The sequence below is a fragment of the Nocardia sp. 2TAF39 genome (assembly GCF_052114905.1).
Classification (GTDB): Bacteria; Actinomycetota; Actinomycetes; order Mycobacteriales; family Mycobacteriaceae; genus Nocardia.
Genome location: NZ_JBFRFQ010000056.1, coordinates 1 through 20,512 on the forward strand (window position 1 = coordinate 1; position 20,512 = coordinate 20,512).

The following is a 20,512-nucleotide window of genomic DNA, read 5'->3' on the forward strand; positions in this document are numbered from 1 at the left end:
GCTGACCAGGCGCACCAGCGGCACCGGGCTGTCCCGGAACCGCACCGGGCTGGCCTGGAACACCGGACTGCCCGACACCATTCGACTGACCAGACGCGGCCGGCCCGGGCTGCCCCGGCGCCGGCGACGCCCCCCCTTGCTGCCCCGGCGCCGCCGACGAGGCACCGGGCTGACCCGGCGAAGACGTACCAGGACGAGTACGCGGATTCTCCGGCCGTTCCGACCACGGCGTCGCCGGAACCGGTGGCGCCTCACCTTCTTCACCCGCATCGATCTCGGGCGCTACCTCGGTAGGTGGCATGTCTGTACTCGTCACCTCTCCCGCCGGAGCGCCTGTTCCACGCCGTTCACGCCCGCGAGTAACTCCCTGCTCGTCACAGCACACCTCCGGCGGCTCGCTGGGCAACACTCGGAACGGCGGGACCGACCAGGGCCTGGCAGAGGCTCATCGGGCGCTTCCTCCTGCGTCGGTCACCGGCCGTGGCATCGGTGCGCGTGCGTCTTATTGTCCGATCAATCCTGACTCGACCGAAGCTGTCCGTGATTCTCATTGCTGGGAATCCTCGACAATGAGTGGGTCGAGTCGAAAGGAACTCACGTATGGCCGCACCCGCGTCTCGATCTTCGAGCATTGGTCGGCCGATCAGGTTGACGCCTGGATCGGATCGGCCGCTCCGTCGAGAAAAGGGACGCGAAGCCGCGCACGTGCCGGTGCCGACCGGTCACGGATTCTGATCAGGCAGGTGTCGTAATGGGACTGTGGGGCGACATCATTACCGGAGCCGCGGGTGCGGTCGGCTTCGCGTTCGGTGGCCCGGTCGGTGCTGCGGTACTCGGCGGTGTCGTTGGAGGTGTGGTCACCGGGTTCGAGACCGGTTGGGATCCCGAGAAAATGCTCGAGGGCGCTGCCTTCGGGGCGGTGGGAGGACTCGTCGGCGGTGCGGTCGGCGGCATCGGGGCCAAGGCATTCGGCGCGGCCGGCCGATCCTTGATGGAGAGCAGTTTTCGGGGCGGTTTAGGTGGTCTTTTCGGCAATGGAGTCTCGCGGGCTGCGGTGACCGGAGGTTGGGACGGGGCGCAAGCTGGACTTCGTTCTGTTTGGGGCCTTCTTGGCGCCGGTTTCGGTGCCTATCGAGGCCGTACCACGCCGGACATGGTTCGCGATAAATACCATCAATATATGGGATATCCCGAGATCGAGGTCATCGATATCAGCAATTCGGGAATCAAGGATACGTCTGGTATGCCGCATGTCTATATGCCGGATCCGGCAAAGCTTCCGGACGGTCTGACGTTGTTGCCTGCCATCCAGGGGCAATACAAAGGTCTGCCGGATATCTACCTCGGTAACTGGAAGTCGTTCGGTGATGGTAAAGAGTCGGCGCTACCCGAGAAACGCCCCGCAGGCGAGGTCTCGAACCCGGAACGGGCCAATATCGAGACCTATCCGAAATGGGTCGCAGATCTGGATTCGTGGTATGAGGGTCTGCGTGGGTTGGATGCGCGAATTATCAAGATTGCTGGGAAGACGTCCGATCTGTGCAAACAAGGACGGAAGGATATCGGTGGCGTCATAGAAAGTTTGACCGCAATGGCCAAAGTGGATCCGCGGAGTCTGGAAAAGATCCAACAGTTCGTCCAGGACCAGATTCTGGATGCGTCGATTCTGCAGTCACTGGCCGCCAGTGGCCTCAGCGAAGACACTTATGTCATGACCATGGTCGAGTCGACGATGATGAACCTGACGAATGTCATGAGCGAATATACGAATGCATTCGACGAGTTGGGCAAAGAAGCGGAGAAAGAAAAGCCCACCGACAAAAAGCCCGCTGCTGCCCAGGCCCCTGCTGTCCCGAAGCCGGCTGCGGAGCAGGCCAACGACAATCCGTACAACGCGCCCTATATTGCGCCATCGACAGGCAGCCCTGGCGCCACCAGCACCGGAAACGACTTCTCGATGCCGCCTGCGTGGGAATGGGACAGCAGCTCAGGTAGCCAGTCGAATGGGTCGGCGACGGAGGCCGGCAGTTCATCCACTGCCACCGATCCCGCGTCGACGAAGGCCGCAACGGGGACCGAGTCGTCCAGGTCCGCCTCGCCGACGAGTACGCCGACCCAGAGCGCTGCGTCGCCCGCGTCGTCGATGGGCTCGGACTTCACGTTGCCGTACATGGTGCAGCAGGCGTTGGCGAATCGCGGGAACGGCGATCGTCCGAACTCCAAGAATTCCAACGATTATCGGGGGGAACGGGAGGAGGCACCCCAGATGGTCACAGGCGCCCCGGCGTCGCCCGCTCAGACGCCCCAAGCGGCTCAGGCGACTCAGGCGACTCAGGCGACATCGTCGGGACCTGCCGCCACCACGGCGTCGCCGGGTCGTGCATCGGCGGTCGCCGCATCGATGCGCACCTCGGACGGGGACGGCAGCGTGGTGTACACCTTCCCCGACGGCCGGACCCAGAGGGTCTCCACGGTCGTCGCGCAGGCTCTGGATGCGGCGTTCGGTAACGCCGCGGGCACCGACGCCCGCGGCGCGTATAGCAAGACTCCGTTTACGTTGCCCGTTGATCGGCCGGTCGGCACACCCATCGATCCGTACCAGCTGATGACCGGCGATATCGCGACCTGGGGGCAACGCGAACCGGTGGAAGCGGCGGTCGGCGACGGGCAGCGGTTGGCGATCGTGGTGTCCTTCGGCACCGACAGCGGCGTCCCGCCGGAGGTGATCCTCGATGGAAAGCTGCAACAGTTCGCCGCGAAAATGCATGACAGCAATGGTGAGTTCGGGCCGTTCGCTGGATTCGTTCATCCGGCGGGTATCGAGATCACAACTCCTGGTCCGGATGCGGCAGCGGCTCCGATGGTGCCTGTCGATCAGCCGGTCGCCGGGGCAATAGTGGTTCCGGCGTAGGAGTTCTCATGTCTTTGATAGCTTTCGCGGTTGACGTCGGTGTCAGCTTCGCTGTCGACCGGGTAGTGCCCGGCCCCTGGGGTGCCGTGGTAGGCGGTGCCGCGGGTGGTGCGGCCGGTCAGTGGGTAGAGAATGATTTCAAGCTTGATGGAAGCGTGGCTTACGCCGCCGCGCACGGCGCGGTCGGCGGTGCGATTGGCGGTGCCGTCGCGAAAGGTCTTGGTTTCGGGGTGGGCTTTGCAATCAAACGGACCGAAAGCGAGCTGACCAAGCTCGCCGTGGAGAGCCCAGCGCTGCAGGCGGCGAAAAGCGCTTTGCAAAAGGCGGAGACCAAGGCGACCGCTGCGGAAGAAGCGGCGAAAAAGGCCGAAAAGGCGGCCAGAAAAAACACGGATTCCGCGCTACAGCAACAATTGGATAAGGAGGCAAAGAGGTTAAGGGGGGCAGCGACAAGGGCCAAAAATGCGGCTGGCAGGGCAAAGACGGCGGCCCAGAAAGTCGACGATGCAGACGCGTTGAAAAATGCACCGTTGAAGAAGAATCTCGAATCGCGCGAAAAATTCCTGCGTAAATTCGAGGGGCCGCTCAAGAGCGGGAAGGGTGCACGCAATAAGGCGGACCGTATCCCCGGCGGTTGGGGAACGAGCTTCCTCCGTGGATTGGGGTCGGCCATCGCTGTTTCGGTGTGGCCAAACGAGGGAAACCCCTCAGCCGGCGGTGGTAACGATCCTGGTGCTGGCGGGGCGCCCACGTTCGAATTGGTCTGGGCGGGTTCGCACGTAGAGCTCATGGGGACGGCGCCGTTCATCCCCCAGCTGCCCGACCCTTCGGTGCACGCGACGGGATACGGGTTCCTGCTGGAGCCGAGCAAGTTGAATGCGACGCTCAAACAGTGGTACGCGGGACCCGGTGATTCCGTAGCGACGTCGCTGTGTGATACTCACCAGCTCTTCGGGGATGAAAAGGCCATAACAGACGCAAAGCAGCAGAAGAAAGCCTTGGACTTGTCTGCCCCCAAGGAGCTGTCGTCGGCTGGTGTCGGTGCGGGCGTGACGGGATACGCAGATGCTGTCAAGGCGCTGCAGAATGCTGCCGTCCACTTCAACACGATCGAGAACAACGTCGTGGCGAAGACGCCTGATGTCGCAGCGATCACCAAGCAGGGTAGGAAGAACGTCGCCGACCTCATCTGTGGATTGAACGTTGCCGTTACGCAAAGTGATGGTTCCGACATGAGTTTCGTTCAGCTCACCGCCCAGGCTTTCAATGAAATCGTGGACGTTACCGAAGACGCGACCGGTAAAGAGCTGGACATCGCGGATTATGTCAAAGATATGACAACGAAATTCGACGACAAGCTGGCGGCGCAGACCACGGCCATGAACGGCACATTGCAGAATGCGCTCGCTGGCCTGCAGGCCAGCCAGAACAACCCTGCCTACACGCCACCCGCGGTCAACACCGGCGACGATCCCACCAATCCGGGCAATATCGGTGATCTGGAAAATGGCAGCTCGCAGACACCCGATCCCGTGGGAACGAACAGCACTGCCGACAACGGCTTGCAGCGCGCGATCGACACCCTCGAAAACCAGGCCGCAACCCCAGCGGTCAACGCGTCGTACCCGGGAGGCGTCAATTCCGGCCTGGGCAGCATGGGCGGCATGGGCATGGGCGACCTGATGGGCACGGCGATGCAGATGATGGCGATGAAGAACATGACTGCCGGTCTGGACGACCGGCGCTCGGGACTCGACCCCGGGCGGTTCGACGAAGATCTCATCAACCCGGTCACCCCGCCTTCGGTTACTGCGCCGGCTCCAGTGCAGCCCGCGACGGTCGCCACGCCCGCGTCGACGGCTCCGACCCACAGTGCGGCTCCTTCGACACCGTGGTCGTCCCAACCGGCCAACGGCGTTCCCGGCCGCACGCCGGGTGCGGACGGCAGCGTGCTCTACACGTTCCCCGATGGTCGCACCCAGAAGGTGTCCGCGATGGTCGCCCAGGCCCTGGACGGGGCGTTCGGCAACGCCAGCGGCACCGACGCGCAGAAGGCGTACGAGAAGACGCCTGCGAAGTGGTCGGATAAGAAGCAGATCGGTGCGCGGGTCGATCCATACCAGCTGATGACCGGCGATGTCGCCACGTGGGACAAGCGCAGCGCGATTCTCGTGGTCTTCGGCTCGGAGGAGGGCGGTACGCTGGAGGCAGTCGTCAACGGCGCACTGAAACCTTTCGTCCCGGAAATGTCGGACAGCGCAGGAGAATTCGGTCAGTTCTCCGGATTCGTCCATCCGAAGGGCATCGAGTTGGCCGCGCCGAAGGATGGGGACGTGCCCCCGGCTATGCCGGGCACGCCCGATCAGTCCGCGAACGCGGCAGTGCCGATTGTCGCGGCACCCGTGTGATCGCGCGGCAGATGAGGAGAGGAGGTCGTGATGGCGCTCAATGTCGATCCGCAGGAACTCGTCGCTGCGGCGTCGAAACTCGCCGCGATTGCGCGTGAGGCCGGCACGGCGCTGCCCGACGGATGGGTCGTACCCGCAGGGGCGGACCCGATCTCGGCCGGGGCGGTGCCGCAGCTCAACGCGCAGGCTGCGTCGCTGTTCAACGGAACGATCGGCGTTCTCAACGAGGTTCAACGCACGGCACACAACATCGGCGCCGCGGCAGTCGATTACACCGAAGCCGATGAGCGCGGCAGCCGCATCGTGGGCGGCAGCGGTGGCGGCGACATGGTGAGCAACCCGGTGGGAGAGATCCAAGAAGTGGGGCAGCGGCGGCCGCCGGCGCTCAGGTTTCCCGCTGCCGGAGGTTCCGTCGACCCGTTGACATTCGCCCAGCAGTTGCATGCGGGTCCGGGTCCCGGCGCCGCAACGGGATTCGCGGACGCGATCCGGAAGTTCACCGGCAGCCAGCACCTCGCCGCCACCGAGGGCGTCGATCTCGCGGCGCGGACGATGCAGAACTGGGAGCCGGTCGGTGCCGCGGCGGCGACCGAACTCGGGCAGCATCGGGGTTGGCTCGACCAGCTCGGTACGGGCCTGGGGATGCTTGCCGACGGAATCGATACCTACAGCAACGCATTCCGGACGGCGAAGGCGAAACACCCGACGCCAGCCGAGATCATCGCCGCACGCAAGGAGCTCCTCGCCGCGATGCGCTCGAAGAACGAGGTCGGCATCCAGGCGGCGATGGCGAAGTTCCAGGAGCAGAACGCGCGGTCGTTGGAGACGATCACCGGCTACAGTACCGAGGTCAATTCCAAGGTTCCGACGGGTGACAGCAGCGGCGAGAGCAGTAGCGGCGGTGGCGATACCAGCGCGCTGAGCCAGATGCTGCCGGCGCTGATGAGCGCGATGGCCTCGGCCGGAATGCCGCTGAGCCAGCTCGGCCAAGACTCGTCCGAAGGCTACGACGACTACGGCCTCGACGACTACGGCTACGACGACCTCGGTATCCCGAGCAGTCTCGGAACGGGCAGCCCGAGCGGGGCTCCGATAAGCAGCGCTGGCGCAGATATCCCGGACGTCGCCGCCGCAACCGCCCCGGTCGGCGCCTTGCCGTTGGCCACGTCCACGGGCAGCCTCGGCGCGGGAGCGTCGTCTATGCCGCGCACACCCGTGCTCGAACCACTGGGGGCATCGTCGCCCAACAACGCCAGCGCCGCGCGCGGCGGTTCGCCGATGATGCCGTACATGCCGATGTCGCCGGGCATGGGCAACAGTGGCGGCAACAACGAACGCAACCGTGTCGTGGCGTGGCATCCAGACCGACTGATGTACGTCGACAACACGCCACACACCGAGTTGGTGATCGGCGAGCGGCCGACCATCGCCCCGACCGTGACGCCCCCGACGCCCGCGCCGGCCAACCAGACCCCCACCCAACCTGGAGGTAACGCATGAGTGAGCGCAGCGAACGAATAACAGGTACAGCTGCCATGGCAGTCATGATGGAGCCGAGCGCCAGCGAGGTGGAGTCATGAGTGAGCGTAGCGAACGAACAGCAGGTACAGCTGCCATGGCAGTCATGATGGAGCCGAGCGCCAGCGAGGTGGAGTCATGAGTGCCATCCACCCGGACGTGCAGGCGGCCCTGGACGCCGCTCGCGACCTGCGGCACCGCATCGCCGATATGCGCGAGAAGATCGACAACATCCGTGCCAGGCGCCCGTCGCCGAGCGGCGCGATCATCCCCGAGGTCGACGCGATGGGCAGGCTGACCGACCTCTACCTGGCGCCGGGCACCGCCGCGCGGCTCACCGGCCCCGAATTGGTTGCCGAGATCATGGCTGCCATTCGCGAGAGCACCGCGGACGCAGCGCGGCAGTACCAAAGCGTCATGGACACTCCGGTCATGTCGGACGAGGCCGAATCGGCCGTCGCCGTACCAGGGAAGGCAGGATGACTGAGCCGGCCCCTGAGGTCACCGTCGCCGACACGGTGCGGTGGCTTCACGACGAGGGGCTGGTGCGATTGGCCGGGGTCGCGGGCAGCACCTCGGAGACTCTGGTGGCCTACACGATCGACGTGGGGACGGGAACCGTCTCCGCGCATCCCGCGACCGGAGCCGGGGTCGGCGCGGATGTGGTGTCGCTGGCGGCCGATGATCTCCCCTATCCGGTCGGAACCGCCAAGCGCTTGGTGATCGTCGGTGTCACGACCGCCGACCTGGTGCTCGTCATCGATCTGGCGGCGACCCTGGCCATCTCGATCAATGCCGACAATCCGGAGCAGGCGGCCAGGTCTTGGGTGATGCAGCTGTTGCTGAATCCGGAAGTCACCATCACGACCAACAGCTCCGATGTCGCGATCGGCAACAGTGCCCGGCTGCGCCAAAGTTTCATCCCTGGCGGCGGCGCCACCCTGGTCAACGTCGACGACACGCGTCCACCGGTCACTGCGGTGACCCTGAACGCGACCACCGATGGTCCCGATTATCTCGATGTCGCCGCCGACGGCACGGGGGAGATGTACCTCGGTGCCCGATTCTGGCAGCTGCGCCAGGTCATGCGCATCGATGATGCTGCGTGGTCCGCGCTGGCGGCGCGACTGGAATCCTCGTCCGATGATGCCAGCGACACGCCGGATACCGGCTTTGCAACCAGTTCCGAACGACTCTCGGAGAGCAACCGATGACCGATATGCACCCGATCGACTTGGACGATTTCGACCCCGACGACCCCGACGAGTTCGACGACCTGGACGCCACGCCGCCGGACTGGCGAAACATGACCTACGAGGTGTTCAATCCCGACCACACCGTCGGCGTCGGCTGCGACCGGGACGGCGAGATCATCGGCATGTACATCACCGACGATGCCCGCGACAACGGCGATGCCTGGCTGGCCACCGAGATTGTTCGGCTCGCCCGGCTGGCGCATGTGAAATCGCGCGTCGGATTGCGAGCCGAGATGGAGCACAAGGGGACCCGCTCTTACACGATCGATTCATTCGATCTGCCGACCGAGGCTTCGTATCGCGCCATGGAGGAATCCGAGTTCGGCAGACGCGACTCCTGAATGCCCACCATCGAATTCTGAGACAGGACCCCGACATGGCCGACCCGCTGGACATGGACGAGCCGCACGAGGTTATCGCCTCGTCGGACAAGCACACGACCGCGCTGACCAAGGTTGGCGGCCAGGTCGAGCGGGTCACGCGAGACTTCGTCGTACCAAAACCCCCGCAGTCGAAGGTCGAGCGCCCACTCGCGGCGTTTACGGACTGGATGAAGACCACGATCGAGGGCAAAGTCAAGGCCAACGGCCGCGATGCGGCCGCGACCACCCAGCACACCCGTGTGGTGTCCAACGCATATACGCATCAGGACCACGCCGGCGGCGCCCATATACGCCGCGCCGAGCTCAGCTGATTCGCTTATGGAACCGGAGCGCAACAGCCCGTATTGGGACGCCATTGTCGGCGATAACTGGCCGGTGATCTCCCCAGCGGACTGGAACGCGCTCGAAAATCTCGCGCGCGACGGTGCCGCAACGCTCGACCTGCTCGAGGTCGAGAGTAGACGCCGTGAGTTCGACGAACGGGTGCGCTCCGGCGACGGCCTGAAGCCGGTCAAGGAGGATATGCTGCGCCAGCGCGCGAACCCGCAGGCATTCGCGGACGCGCTGGAGGCGGCGGCGGACACCTTCCGGGATTTCTCCGATCTGATCTACCGAACCAGAAACCAGATCCTGGACATCGTCGATCGCGCCACGTCGAAGATTCAGGCCACGCTACGGGCCGCCGCGGCGGAGGAGGACAAATCCGATGCCCAGGTCATCCGGAACCGGATTCCCGGCATCATCGCCGCGGCCAGGGACGAGGTCGAGGACGTCGTCCGGTCGGCGCTCGGGTCGATCAACCCGCAAGGTCTGCCCAGCCTTGCCCGCATCGCCGACGTACTAGGTCAGCCAGGGCCTTGGATGCCGGGGCATCCAGGTTTAGCGGACGACCATCAGCAGAACCGGCCCGCCACAGACCATTCCGGCTCCCCGAGGCATGGCGGACGGCCTGGGCGTCACGCGCCGGGAGAGCGTCTCCCGATACCGCTGTTCCCCGACCTCCCCGGCAACGAGCCGCAGCTCGATTCGGTCGGCCCACCGGCTATCGAATTCGGGGACACGCCGAATACTGCTCCAGCTGAGGACACGTCGGTCATTCCTCCGTCGACGACGCCCGCCGCGCCACCTCAGTCCGTGCCGGGCGGAACGACAGCCCCTGGGGTCTATTCGCCCGCCGCAGACCACGACGAACCTGATGTCTCCGCCGCGGGCCGGCCCTCGCATGCAGACGCAGAGGACAGCGAGCCGGCTGGTACGGGCGGAAATGTCAGGGCGGATGATACCGATCCAAGCGCGCACGACGGTTCCGTCGAATCCGCCGCGCACGATCGGTCCACGGCCGCATCCGCCACCGACGCACACCGTGATACCGGGGTCAACACACCGGAGATCAGGGACGCGCACGTGGACGGTCCGACGGCTACGGTGCCACCGCCTTTCGTTCTTCCCGGACCGGTCGCACCGGCGGTGCCTGCGGTGCCTGCAGTGCCGGCCGCCCACTCGGGATCGACGGTTTCGGCTCCGGCGGCACAGGCGGGTTCGGGACCGCCGTCGATCCAGGGCAAGCCGATGGCGCCGCCGGTCGACGCGCGGGGGCCTTCCGTGCCCCCGAAGGTCACCGCGGGTCCGGCTGTGCCGCCGTCAGGTGTCTCCACCGGCACCGCCAAGGTTCCGGCATCGAAATCCCCGGGTCAGCGGGTGGACGGGCCTGCCGATGCCGAGGGAAGCGACGAGTTGATTCGCGGTGTGGTCGGCGCGGCGATGACCTCGGCGGCCGCCCCGTCGTTCGTCCTCGGCGAGCGCGTCAATGGCGACTTGGTGCTGGCACGCACATTGCTGAGCGGCGTCCTGGCTGCGGGCGGCGCATCCGTGGTCGGGCTCGGGTGGGCGGTGTCGGTGATGCGGCATCAGAGCGGTATCAGTGCGTTCGTGACGTCGAACGAGGGTCGTGGCTGGCTCCCCGCCGGGTTGTATCTACCGCGTGAGGCGTCAACCCCGTGGGTCTGGGAGGTCTCCAATGGATTCGCGTGGGAAGGCGTGGCCGATCCGGCGCGAGTGCTCGCCGAATTCGGGCTGGCCTGGGGAGGTAAGTCCGGGGCTCGACTGTCGGCGGTGGTGTCGTCGGAGCGGATCGACGCGGATCTGCGTCGGCAGTTGGGGGAGGTGCCTATGGAGGGAGAGGTGGGCGCCTCGTCGGCGATGGACCTGAGTGCGCCAGGACCTGGGCTGGTGGATCGCCTCGGCTTGGTCGGGGCGCCCGCGCTGCTACAGCGGGTCGTTGCGACACCGGACGCCGAAATCGGTTCGCGATGCTGGGAATTGGCCTCGGACGCGCACGTCCGAGTACGCAAGGCCGGTTTGGGCTCTCCGGAATCCCTGGGGGCCCCCGTTGTGCGCGAACGAATTCTCGCCGCACTGAGCCAACGCCGCGAGGTGGCACCGGAGTGGTGGGAGGAACTGCGTGACGCCGACGACCTGCTTGCCGCGTCGATGTTGTCGCGGCGGGCGGACGTGTCCAGAGTCGCCCTTGGCGAGCTGCGCTCCGACCAACCCGACGGCCGATCGACATCGGACCTGAGCGCCTTGCGTGGGATGGTCTTCGAGCGACGGTGCGACGAACTCGTGTTGCTGCTAGCGAGCGCGCCGACGCGGCAAAACCTGCGCGACGCGGTGTATGCGCACGCCCAGATCGTGGGACACCCGGCGTTCGTCGAACCCGCGGCCGCAGGGCCGGCCGCCGGACAGACTCGCCGCCCGACCATTACCGTCGGTCCGGGGCACTGACGAGCGTCGCCGTGCGATCCGGCTGAATCCGCACATCCGGTGCGGCGACAATCGGCTCGGCCCGGGGTCCAGGATGCGTGGCGCTGTCCTCGCGTGCCGCTGTTGTGGTGCCGACGACCCATGCGCCAATTCCGCCGCACAATGGGGCCGAATTCTGATATCCGCTGGAACTCATTGTCGCGCAATGGTTACGGCGGTGGGCAACCGCCGGATCGTTTGGCGAATATACCCAGGCGTGGGAAGGATCGACAATAGAGAAACTCGTGGTGGGAAAGGATCTGATCGAGCATGCCGAACCGCATCGATATCGACCCTGCGGTACTGCGACAGCTGGCCAGCCAACACGACCAGGTCGCTCGCGATACCCGGGAATGGGCGAAGCCGCCGTCGGACTGGCTCGCGAGCTTTCTGCCTACATACGGCAAGATCGCCTATCCCGTCTACGACGCATTGGAGCGCTACTACGATGCTCGGCAACGGGCAGGCGAGGCGCTGGCCGTTGAGCACGAGCGCACCCGCGACTCGTTGCTCGCGTCCGCGGACGCCTACGAGCAAGCCGACGAAGAATTCGCTTCGCAGATCCGGCAAGCCGGTGGTCTGACCGATAACCAGTCGTCGACGACTCCTGTCGGCTCGCCGGTCGGTCCGAGCGGGCCCACAACACCATCGACGCCTTCGCCTGTTGGATCGCCGCCCAGCAGTGGCCCGATCTCGGTCGGGCCCGATGGCACCCAGAACTCCCTCGGCGGTGTACCCGGCGGTCTGGACGGACCGACGCCGTCGGCACCGGGCACGTCCGCTCCAGTCGCGGCTTCCACCGATCAGCCAGGAACTGGGGGCACGCCGAACGCTACCGGCACCACGCCCAACGCTACCGGTGCGGCGCCGGCCGTATCGAGTTCCGGCGTGACGCCGCCGACATCGGCGGGCATGCCTCCCACCGCGGCAAGCCCCGTCTACTCGTCCGCGGACGACCGGGGATCCGCGCAACCACCGACCGGCGCGACCGGACGGCCCGACCTGCCACCTGTACCGGTGCCCGTCTCGACTCCGTTCTCCGCGGCTGTCGCCAACGCGAAGGACAAGGAATCCGAACCCTCGTACGTCGTCGGCAACCCGGTGAACGACGATCTGGTGCTGGCGAGAACCCTGCTCGGCAGTGTGCTCGCGGCCGTCGACTCCCCGGTGGGCATGGCCTGGTCGGTGTCGGTGATGCGCGGTCCTGCGGGCGCGGGCGTGTTCATCAGCTCGAACGAAGGCCGTGGGTGGATGCCTGCCGGGCTGTTCCTGCCGCGTGAAGTGTCTACCCCCTGGATCTGGGACGAGCTGCTGGCCGACGCGGATGGCAGCGGCTCCCCATGGGAAGGCGTCTCGGATCCAGCTCGGGTGCTCGCGGAATTCGGGCTGGCGTGGGGTGCGAAAGCCAACGCGCAACTGTCGGCGCTTGTGTCGTCCGGACCGATCGATCCCGGCCTGCGTTCACGGTTCAGCGCCGCGGCGATGGAAGGACTCGTCGGCCCGTCCTACGACGTCGATCTGCGCGAGTTCACGCCCGACACGGCCGACCGGCTCGGCTTGACCGGCTCGACCGCGGGTCTGGAACAGGTCTCGGCGGTGCCTGATGCGCAGGTTCGGTCGCGCTGTGTGGAACTCGCGGTCGACGCGCATGCGCAGGTGGGCCGGTCGGGGCCGATACCCGCGGAGGCTGTCTCATCGCGACAGGTGCGGGAGCGGATCCTTGCGGCGGTACAGGCCGGAAAGGCGGTGCCCCGCGAACTGTGGGACGAGTTGCGTGACGCTGACGATCTGCTCGCGGCCGCGATGCTCGGGCAGCGCGTAGATGTTGGTCGGGTCGAGATCGGGCAGTTGCGGGTCGACGTGGGCGTTTCGCCGTTGCGCACCATGGTCTTCGAACGCCGTTGCAACGAGCTGGCGCTGTTACTGGCGAACGAATCGAGCAGGCAGAGCTTGCGCGACGCGGTGTACGCGCACGAGCAGATCACTGAGCATCCACAGTTCGTGTCGACTCCGGCCCCGGTTTCGACTGCCGTGCAGCCCGAGCGCGTCGCCCGGCCTGGGGCCCAGTCCGTTACGGCACCAGAGGTTGCCGGAGGGCCGCCGCAGGGCGCCGTGGTGGCGCCGTCGACGCCACCCCCGGTCGCACCGCCGGAGCGGTCATAAGGGTTTCGCGAGAAACCATGGGCCGTTGTTCCATGAACTGCATTCGGAAACGGCGATTGCAAGCTCGCGGTTCGACTGCGACAGCCTTGTCTGAAGAACAAGGAAAGTCGGACTAGGACTGTCAGCTGTGCGAACCTCGCAGCTCGCGCGGCAACAATGGCCTGGAACATCGGGTCAGCACCGCTGGAGAGATCAAAGCCTATTCTGAGCACATCGGATCGGTCGAATTCTTCAAGTGGTCCTGCGCGACGTCAGGATCGATGTTTCTGCGGGTGAGATGCCGGAGCGCGGCAGACTTCACGACAATATGTTGGGTGGGTCGACAAGCTCAACAGCTCGTGGTGACCGATACCGCGCCGCAAGCAAGTCATCGTCAACGGTCAAATGATGCCGCTCGACCGCTATAACCCACCGGACGGTGGGCAGGGCGGTTAACGGCCCCTGCCGGGGCTCTTCCAGCCCACCAGCACAGACTTGTGCGAGCAGCTGGTGCCTACGCCAGAAGCGTACGGCGATGGCGCCAGCACCGACTACACCGTGGTCACAGGGCTCGATTCTTGATCGGGTTCGACATCTTCCGACGGGAGATCTGACGGAGGCTGCCCCTCGGCGGGTGGCTGCCGTCGCCGACTGGCATTCCGTATGGCGGAAACGGGTGCCGCGGCGGCACCCGGGTCTCCAGAGGGTGGTGCCTGGCCGGCCGGCGGAGGTGTGCCGCCGTTCTGGCTCGGCTCGCCTGGAGCGGCAGCAGCCACCGCAGTGGCGTTCGGTTTTCCGGGGGGTGCCTGGCCGGGCGCCGGAGGTGTGCCGCCGCCGTTCTGGTTCTGCTCGGCCTTCTTTTGTCTGTCTTCTTCGGCTTTTTCGAGCATTTCTGGTATCTGCTGCACCAGTGGCATTGCCATCATCGGGAGCATTGAGACCATCGGAAGCAGTGATTGCAGAATGCCGCCGAGGCCGTCGCCACTGCTGGCCCCCTGAGCAGATGTGCCGCCGGTACTACCGCTGCCGCTGGTGTTCTTGCCGTCGCCCTTGTTGGCCAGGTTATCGTTGAGTTCGGCGATTGCGGCGACTTTTTCGGATACCCGTTGCACGGCGTCGGCGACGGCCTTCAGCAAGGGTGGCTCCTGCTTTTCGGGCTTTTTTATGACGCCCGCTGACTTCAGCGTAGTTTGGAGTTTTTTCACGATGTCCCAGATGGAACTCAGGGTAGAAGCCTGTTCGCGGGCTATCGTGTCGGAGGTCTTGACGATCTGATTGTCGAACTGCAGCAGTTCCATCTGCTTGGCTTCGACCTTGTCGATCGTCTTCTGGTATGCCTTGTTTGCTTCGCTCTCGCCGAGGTTTTTGTACACACTGGGCTGCAGTAGATCGCCGACGTCCGGCGGCAGTTTCGGCAGCCCACGACCGAGGAGGTCGACGGCGGTTTGTATCGCGGTTTCGCCCATCTCGATGAAGGCGCGCAGTCCGGCCGAAGCGCCCGGCGGTGGATCCAGCTGGATGGGGGGATCGGTCCGTTTGGCGGCGGAGACGACATCTGCCAGGGGAGTGGATGCCAGCTTCGCCTGCGCGGTTTTGGTTTTGGGATCCGCCGCCTGTGTTGCCATGCCGTCGCCACCGCCTCTCAGAAGTCATCCTCATTGTCCCGGCTTCCCGAGTTTGGGAAGTACTGCAGAGTTCAACCACGCCACCCATGGTTGGGAATACGAATGAATCGGGTCAGGCGACACAATGACTAGCAGAATGTGAGAGGCGGTCGGTGATGAGCGATGGCGAGTCGGTCGAATGGCACCGACACTGACAGACGACCTGGACGGGGTACTTCGATCGCTGCTTGCAGTGTACGGCGGAGGACAGCCCGACGCCGGCCAGGCGGCGACGGCGTACCAATCACTCACCAGTGACTTGCGCGCGCACACCGGGGCGATCGCGGCGCGGTATTCCGATGCGCAGGGAATGCAGCAGTCGGTGGCGGAATCGCACGCCGGCAAGGACTCCATTGTGCGTAAAGCCGTGGGCGAGTCGGGTGACGGAACGGTCAACGGCCGTGGCCGCCTGACCAATCAGATTGCGGATTTCCAGTCGCGCATGCAGGCTATCGCCTCGGTCGCCGACACACGTTTCAGTGGTCCCGCCCTGCTCGCCGCAGCGGAGACCACCATCAGCAATGCCACGAAACAGGTCGACGCCGACGTCGCCGCCGCGCGACAGCAGGCCGCGCAGATCATGCCGCCCGCGACACCGCAAACGCGGCACAAGCGTGGCACCTCGCCGCGCAGGCGACGTACGCGGTCCAGGACGCGGACGGGATCCCGGCTGCGGCGTCGCAACATGGTGCCCTCGGACGGGACCGCGGGCAGCAACGCGGTCCGCGCCGCATGCGACTGGCTCGGCACGCCGTATGTGTGGGGCGGCGGCGGCCCGGGTGGCCCCAGTGGCGGTGGATTCGACTGCTCGGGCTTGACCCAGTACGCCGTCGCCCAGGCCAGCAATGGTGCGGTGGTGTTGCCGCGCACCACCTACGATCAGATCTACAGCGGGGTCCGGGTGAATTCCGAGGACGTGCGTGCCGGTGACTTGGTGTTCCCCGCCGGTTCGTTCAGTGCCAGGGGGCCCGAGCATGTCCAGCTGGCCGCGGGAAATGGGATGGTCATCGAGGCGCCCTATACGGGTTCGAACGTCAAATGGTCACGCATGCCCAGTGACGCCATCGTCGTGCGGGTGCTGTGAGTCGATGACCGGGGAGGAGATCATCGCGTGGCCATAGATCTGCCCAGCGAGGTCGCGTTCTTCCTCAACATGTGCGGTATCCCGTACCCGGACATCAACGAGGACGACGTGCGCGCCCTCGCCCGTCACGTGCGCACCTTCGCCTCGCAGGTACAGGACACCCACAGCTCGGCGACCGGCGTGATCGACGATATGGGCTCGGTCTACTCGGGATACTCCTACGAGCAGTTGGTCGCGTCCTGGGCGAGCATGAGCTCGACGCACATGGCCCAGCTCGCAGATGCGTGCAAGGTCGTGGAACAGGCGTTGTACGCGGCGGCCACGGTGATCACCGCCGTGAAGGTCGCTGTGCTGGCCGAACTCGCGGCCCTTGCGACCACCTACATGTCGATGATGGTGACACCGCCGCTGACGCCGTCCGCGCCTTTGGTGGCGGCTGCGGCGCGCCGGCTCTGCAACCAGATGCAGCAGTGCTTGATCGGCTACATCGTCGCCGAGGTGATCGGAAAGGCGATCGAACCGCTCGAGCACGCAATCGACGACATGATCAAGGGTCTCGTCTACGACGCCACGCGCCACGCGCTCGGCGTTCCGGCTTCTTCGGGCAGTTCGTCCGCGGTTCCCTTGCGTATCGAGCCCGACGAGGTGCAGCGCTACGCCAACGTGCTGGATCAGCATGCCGACGACATCATGCAGCATGCCGCGACGTTCGCGGAGAACGTGTCGACGCTCGACTTCACCACGCCGACACGGTTCGACGACCCGGTGACTATCACGGCGCCGGATAGGTCGACGGCGCCGGCCAGGCCTGACGGGACGCCGGAGGTGGAGGCGAATCCACCCGCCCAGTTGCGGGAACAATCCGACTCGACACCGAGCGTTACGGCACCGATGTCTTCGGGTAGTCCGGCTGGAGTTGGAACCGGCAGTGCGCACTCGCCGGGGGCGGGGCGAGAGGCTGCGGCGAGTGCCGGTGATCGGCCCAGAGGCCGAGTCGGATCCGCAGGTGGGCCGCGCGAATCCGTCGGGAACTGGGCTACCCCCGCTGCTGGGGGAGAACGCAGTACCCCCGCGATGATGCCGCCCGTATCCGGCCCGGCGCCAACCATTCCGGACTCGGGGCGGCCCAGAGAAGTTCCGGCCGCGGTAAGTCAGGAGTCCCTGGGCGAGCGGAGCGCACTGCGCGTCGGCGCGGTCGCTTCCAACGGCGCAATGCCCGGAGAGCTGGCGCGTCCGACCACCGACTCCGGGGGCCACCAACCGAGCTGGGTGTCTGGTGCGAGCGCGGACACCAGCCCTCCGGCCGCGGTAGACGCCACGGCTGCGGGTCACCCGCTGGGCGGTTCGTCACCTCCTCAGCCCGGCAGCACCAAGTCAGCAGCGGCCACGCCATGGGGACATGACGGGGATCGGGCTCCGGCCCCGAAAGCGTTGCCGTCCAAGGCTGGACGCCCCGCGGGTACCCGCCGGTCCGTCGGACGTGCGCCGGTGGTCACGCCGTGGACCAAAGCTCGCCGCAGCCGTGACATTCCCGCCGCGGTCCACGCTCCGTCCACCGCCAGGCCACCGGTGCGCTCGCCCCGGGAGAGAGGGGCCGAGCCCGGTCGGGACGACAAGGTCGAATCGACCGGGCCGTCGGAACGTTCGGTCACACCGCCGCACATAACGGCATCGACCGTCACAGCATCCGAACCCGTCAAGCCGCCGAGCAGACGCATTTGATCGCGCTGCAGCCTGTCGGTCGCGGTGGGCTGGTCACAGTCGTGAGTCGGAACTTGCTATGAAGTCGGGGCTTCGCAGATGAGGCGGTAATGGCTCATCGGGGACGGTTACGGCGGGCACGCACGAAATCGTGTCCCTCGTCGGGTCAGGCCCCTGCTGTGCTGAAAGGCAGCCTTCGGGAGCGGAGCGATCAGAGTCAGCGGGGCGCGGCCGCCCGTTACAGGTGGCTGTAACTTTTCTGATGCCGAGCGGCGATAACCGCCCCCAGGAGTGGGAACGGTTCGGTATGAGAGAAGTGGCGACAGTGGTAAAGGTAGGCACACTGTCGTCGATGCGAGTCCGGCTCGCCTTATGGCGGTTCCTCGCAACGGCCGATGGCCTGCCGGTGCCACCGGCCGTTGCTTTGGTTCAGATCGTCAGGATGAGGGACTGACGATCTGTGTTCAGACAGTACCCTCTTCTGTCGGAACGTTCAATAGTGTGCACCTAATTAGCGGCAAGAAATTTTTGGAGGGCTTCTGACCTGCTTTGCGGCGGCTGTAGGCCGGATCGCGGCTTGTCAGCCGCCGCCGGAGGTCGTCAGCAGGCGGATGTTTGCCGACCACGGATTGGACCATACCGTTATTTGACGGCACGTTCAAAATTGGCATATGAATGCTTGGGATGCGGGCCGAACCGGGTTCTCCGGCTCGGTGCTGCAACATCCGGTGCGACACGACACGTGCTTCGCATTTCTTCCCAATCATGGGAAGTAGTCGAGTCTGCGGTGTGACCGGGGGAATCTATCGTTTGAGCAGGCTAGTTCGGCGGAAGGGAAGTCCGAGTGTCAGCGGCCGAGGACGCGTTTTATACGGGTGTTCAGAATCTTGGGTTGGTCGCGGGCGGTGTCCGCAACGAACAGCACGCGGCGGCGGCCTTCCGGGCCGCCACCGATCTCGATCCGGACATGTGCGACGCCTGGTTGGGGCGCGCCATGGCGGGGGAGGTCAACTCGGAGGTGATCTACGGCGCCTACCGATCGGTGCACAACCTCTATCGCGATCAGCAGCGCGCCGGCCTGGTCGACCGGGCGCTGTGGTGTCAGGTCGAGATCGGGATGTACGGCCTGCGCGTCGCGATGGCCGATCGGGACCAGATCGCGATTGCGCAGGCCTGCTCGTACGCCGACGGCGGTGAATGGCAGGAGGCCGCGGCCATTCTCGACGAAGTCCCGAGCGACGACGTCGCCGATTTCGTCCGCATGTCGCTGTACTTCCGGACGAGGCGGTGGCCGGATGTGATCGCCGCCCGCGCCGCGCGGCCGGTACTCGAAGACGGCCTGCTGGACATCGCGGCCGAGCTGATGGCCGCCCAGTCGCTTGCCCACCTCGGCCGATTCGGCGAGGCCATGCCGCGCGCACAGCGGATCGTCGAGGACAGCTCCTCGGGGAATCTGTCCTACATCTGGGCCGACGCGCACTTCCTGCTCGGCATGCTGTTGCGGCACAGCGGAGAGTACGACGCCGGCGACAAGATCCTGAAGGGTCTGCAGGGCTCCGGGCTGTGGCCCGAGCGCGAGGAATGGCAGCTCGCGGTGCGAGACAAGTCGTACCGATTCGAGGTAACCACCGCCGCACTCATCGCGTCCAGGACGGACAAGTGGGACCCGAAAACCGGTGACGACCCGGCCGAGGCGGCTGCCAGCGCGGCGCGGGAGGAACGGGAGTCCCTGCTCGCGGAGGCCTCGGAACTGCTGCAGGCACAAATCGGCATGGACTCGGTCAAGGAGCAGGTCGATCGGCTGAAATCCGGTGTCCTGATGGACCAGGTGCGCGCCAAGCGCGGGCTGGCCGTGGACTCGCGGTCGCAGCACCTGATCTTCTCCGGCCCGCCTGGCACCGGCAAGACGACCATCGCCCGCGTGATCGCCAAGATCTTCGCCGGCCTGGGAGTCGTCGAGAACGCCGAGGTGATCGAGGTCTCGCGCAACGACATGGTCGGCACCCATCTCGGCCATACCGCGCCGAAGACCAATGCGCTGATCGACTCTGCGCTGGGTGGCGTGCTGTTCATCGACGAGGCCTACACCCTGATCCAGGAAGGCCTTTCCGGCGGTGATGCTTTCGGTAAGGAAGCGGTGGACACCTTGCTGGCCAGGATGGAGAACGACCGGGACAAGCTGGTCGTGATCATCGCCGGGTACGAGGACCAGATCGACCGGTTCCTCGCGTCCAATGACGGTCTCGCCTCGCGATTCACCAAGCGGATCCGGTTCGCCAGCTACGACGCGGGCGAGTTGGTGCAGATCGCCGACCATATTGCGGGCAAGAAGGATTCGATCCTGTCCGAGCAGGCGCGTGAGGTACTGCGCATCCGCTGCGATGAGCTGGCGGGGCAAACCAAGAACGGTCGGCGGTTGATCGACCTGGCCGGCAACGGTCGCTTCGTGCGAAACGTGGTCGAGGCCGCCGAAGCCGAGCGTGACTATCGCTTTACCAGGGACAACGCCGATATCGCGGCGATGACCGACGAGGAACTGATGACGATCGACGCCTTCGACGTCTCGGCGGCACTGGAAGGACTTGCACCCAAGGCGGGGGTTTGACGCATCCGGCGGAACGATTCCACCGTGCAGAGCTGTGC

General features: G+C 65.7%; 13 protein-coding genes. 12 read left to right on the forward strand and 1 reads right to left on the reverse strand.

Annotated features, from left to right (window positions below):
- Nucleotides 1–853: 853 nt before the first annotated feature.
- From AB4Z47_RS26705 to AB4Z47_RS26745, 9 genes are all read left to right on the forward strand, one after another.
- A complete protein-coding gene (locus AB4Z47_RS26705) occupies nt 854–2,911 on the forward strand; it encodes a hypothetical protein (protein WP_441954752.1) in 2,058 nt (685 codons plus the stop codon).
- An 8-nt stretch (nt 2,912–2,919) separates the two neighbouring features.
- Nucleotides 2,920–5,319, forward strand: coding sequence for a hypothetical protein (locus AB4Z47_RS26710; protein ID WP_441954754.1), 2,400 nt, complete (start codon nt 2,920–2,922; stop codon nt 5,317–5,319).
- A 30-nt stretch (nt 5,320–5,349) separates the two neighbouring features.
- Nucleotides 5,350–6,819, forward strand: coding sequence for a PPE domain-containing protein (locus AB4Z47_RS26715; protein WP_441954756.1), 1,470 nt, complete (start codon nt 5,350–5,352; stop codon nt 6,817–6,819).
- Nucleotides 6,820–6,975: 156 nt separating this feature from the next.
- Nucleotides 6,976–7,320 carry a hypothetical protein gene (locus AB4Z47_RS26720; protein WP_441954758.1) on the forward strand — a complete coding sequence of 115 codons (345 nt, stop codon included), beginning with the start codon at nt 6,976–6,978 and terminating at the stop codon, nt 7,318–7,320.
- Nucleotides 7,317–8,051 (forward strand): hypothetical protein, encoded by a 735-nt coding sequence (locus AB4Z47_RS26725; protein WP_441954760.1) that lies wholly within the window; start codon nt 7,317–7,319, stop codon nt 8,049–8,051. Before AB4Z47_RS26720 ends, AB4Z47_RS26725 begins: the two co-directional genes overlap by 4 nt.
- Nucleotides 8,048–8,434 (forward strand): hypothetical protein, encoded by a 387-nt coding sequence (locus tag AB4Z47_RS26730; RefSeq protein ID WP_441954762.1) that lies wholly within the window; start codon nt 8,048–8,050, stop codon nt 8,432–8,434. Before AB4Z47_RS26725 ends, AB4Z47_RS26730 begins: the two co-directional genes overlap by 4 nt.
- Nucleotides 8,435–8,469: 35 nt before the next feature.
- The gene (locus AB4Z47_RS26735) at nt 8,470–8,787 is read left to right on the forward strand and encodes a hypothetical protein (protein WP_441954764.1); all 318 of its coding nucleotides are present in this window, start codon (nt 8,470–8,472) and stop codon (nt 8,785–8,787) included.
- 7 nt (nt 8,788–8,794) lie between these two features.
- Nucleotides 8,795–11,260 (forward strand): hypothetical protein, encoded by a 2,466-nt coding sequence (locus AB4Z47_RS26740; protein WP_441954766.1) that lies wholly within the window; start codon nt 8,795–8,797, stop codon nt 11,258–11,260.
- A gap of 288 nt (nt 11,261–11,548) precedes the next feature.
- On the forward strand, nt 11,549–13,441 hold the full coding sequence (locus tag AB4Z47_RS26745; RefSeq protein WP_441954768.1) for a type VII secretion target: 1,893 nt from the start codon (nt 11,549–11,551) through the stop codon (nt 13,439–13,441).
- Between the two features lie 530 nt (nt 13,442–13,971).
- Here the strand turns inward: AB4Z47_RS26745 and AB4Z47_RS26750 are convergent.
- Nucleotides 13,972–15,045 carry a hypothetical protein gene (locus AB4Z47_RS26750; RefSeq protein WP_441954770.1) on the reverse strand — a complete coding sequence of 358 codons (1,074 nt, stop codon included), beginning with the start codon at nt 15,043–15,045 and terminating at the stop codon, nt 13,972–13,974.
- A gap of 178 nt (nt 15,046–15,223) precedes the next feature.
- Here AB4Z47_RS26750 and AB4Z47_RS26755 point away from each other — a divergent pair, with 178 nt between their 5' ends.
- The 3 genes from AB4Z47_RS26755 to eccA all read left to right on the forward strand — a co-directional run bounded on the left by AB4Z47_RS26755 (nt 15,224) and on the right by eccA (nt 20,474).
- Nucleotides 15,224–16,168 carry a C40 family peptidase gene (locus tag AB4Z47_RS26755; RefSeq protein WP_441954772.1) on the forward strand — a complete coding sequence of 315 codons (945 nt, stop codon included), beginning with the start codon at nt 15,224–15,226 and terminating at the stop codon, nt 16,166–16,168.
- A gap of 27 nt (nt 16,169–16,195) precedes the next feature.
- A complete protein-coding gene (locus AB4Z47_RS26760) occupies nt 16,196–17,890 on the forward strand; it encodes a WXG100-like domain-containing protein (RefSeq protein WP_441954774.1) in 1,695 nt (564 codons plus the stop codon).
- An 823-nt stretch (nt 17,891–18,713) separates the two neighbouring features.
- Nucleotides 18,714–20,474, forward strand: a complete 1,761-nt coding sequence (eccA, locus tag AB4Z47_RS26765; RefSeq protein ID WP_441954776.1) for a type VII secretion AAA-ATPase EccA — start codon at nt 18,714–18,716, stop codon at nt 20,472–20,474.
- The last annotated feature ends 38 nt before the right edge of the window (nt 20,475–20,512 follow it).

Coding starts and splice junctions, on each gene's coding strand:
- AB4Z47_RS26725 (WP_441954760.1), top strand. CDS start 7,317: ATGACTGAGCCGGCCCCTGAGGTCACCGTCGCCGACACGGTGCGGTGG.
- AB4Z47_RS26735 (WP_441954764.1), top strand. CDS start 8,470: ATGGCCGACCCGCTGGACATGGACGAGCCGCACGAGGTTATCGCCTCG.
- AB4Z47_RS26745 (WP_441954768.1), top strand. CDS start 11,549: ATGCCGAACCGCATCGATATCGACCCTGCGGTACTGCGACAGCTGGCC.
- AB4Z47_RS26755 (WP_441954772.1), top strand. CDS start 15,224: ATGGCACCGACACTGACAGACGACCTGGACGGGGTACTTCGATCGCTG.
- AB4Z47_RS26710 (WP_441954754.1), top strand. CDS start 2,920: ATGTCTTTGATAGCTTTCGCGGTTGACGTCGGTGTCAGCTTCGCTGTC.
- AB4Z47_RS26750 (WP_441954770.1), bottom strand. CDS start 15,045: ATGGCAACACAGGCGGCGGATCCCAAAACCAAAACCGCGCAGGCGAAG.
- AB4Z47_RS26715 (WP_441954756.1), top strand. CDS start 5,350: ATGGCGCTCAATGTCGATCCGCAGGAACTCGTCGCTGCGGCGTCGAAA.
- AB4Z47_RS26740 (WP_441954766.1), top strand. CDS start 8,795: ATGGAACCGGAGCGCAACAGCCCGTATTGGGACGCCATTGTCGGCGAT.
- AB4Z47_RS26730 (WP_441954762.1), top strand. CDS start 8,048: ATGACCGATATGCACCCGATCGACTTGGACGATTTCGACCCCGACGAC.
- AB4Z47_RS26720 (WP_441954758.1), top strand. CDS start 6,976: ATGAGTGCCATCCACCCGGACGTGCAGGCGGCCCTGGACGCCGCTCGC.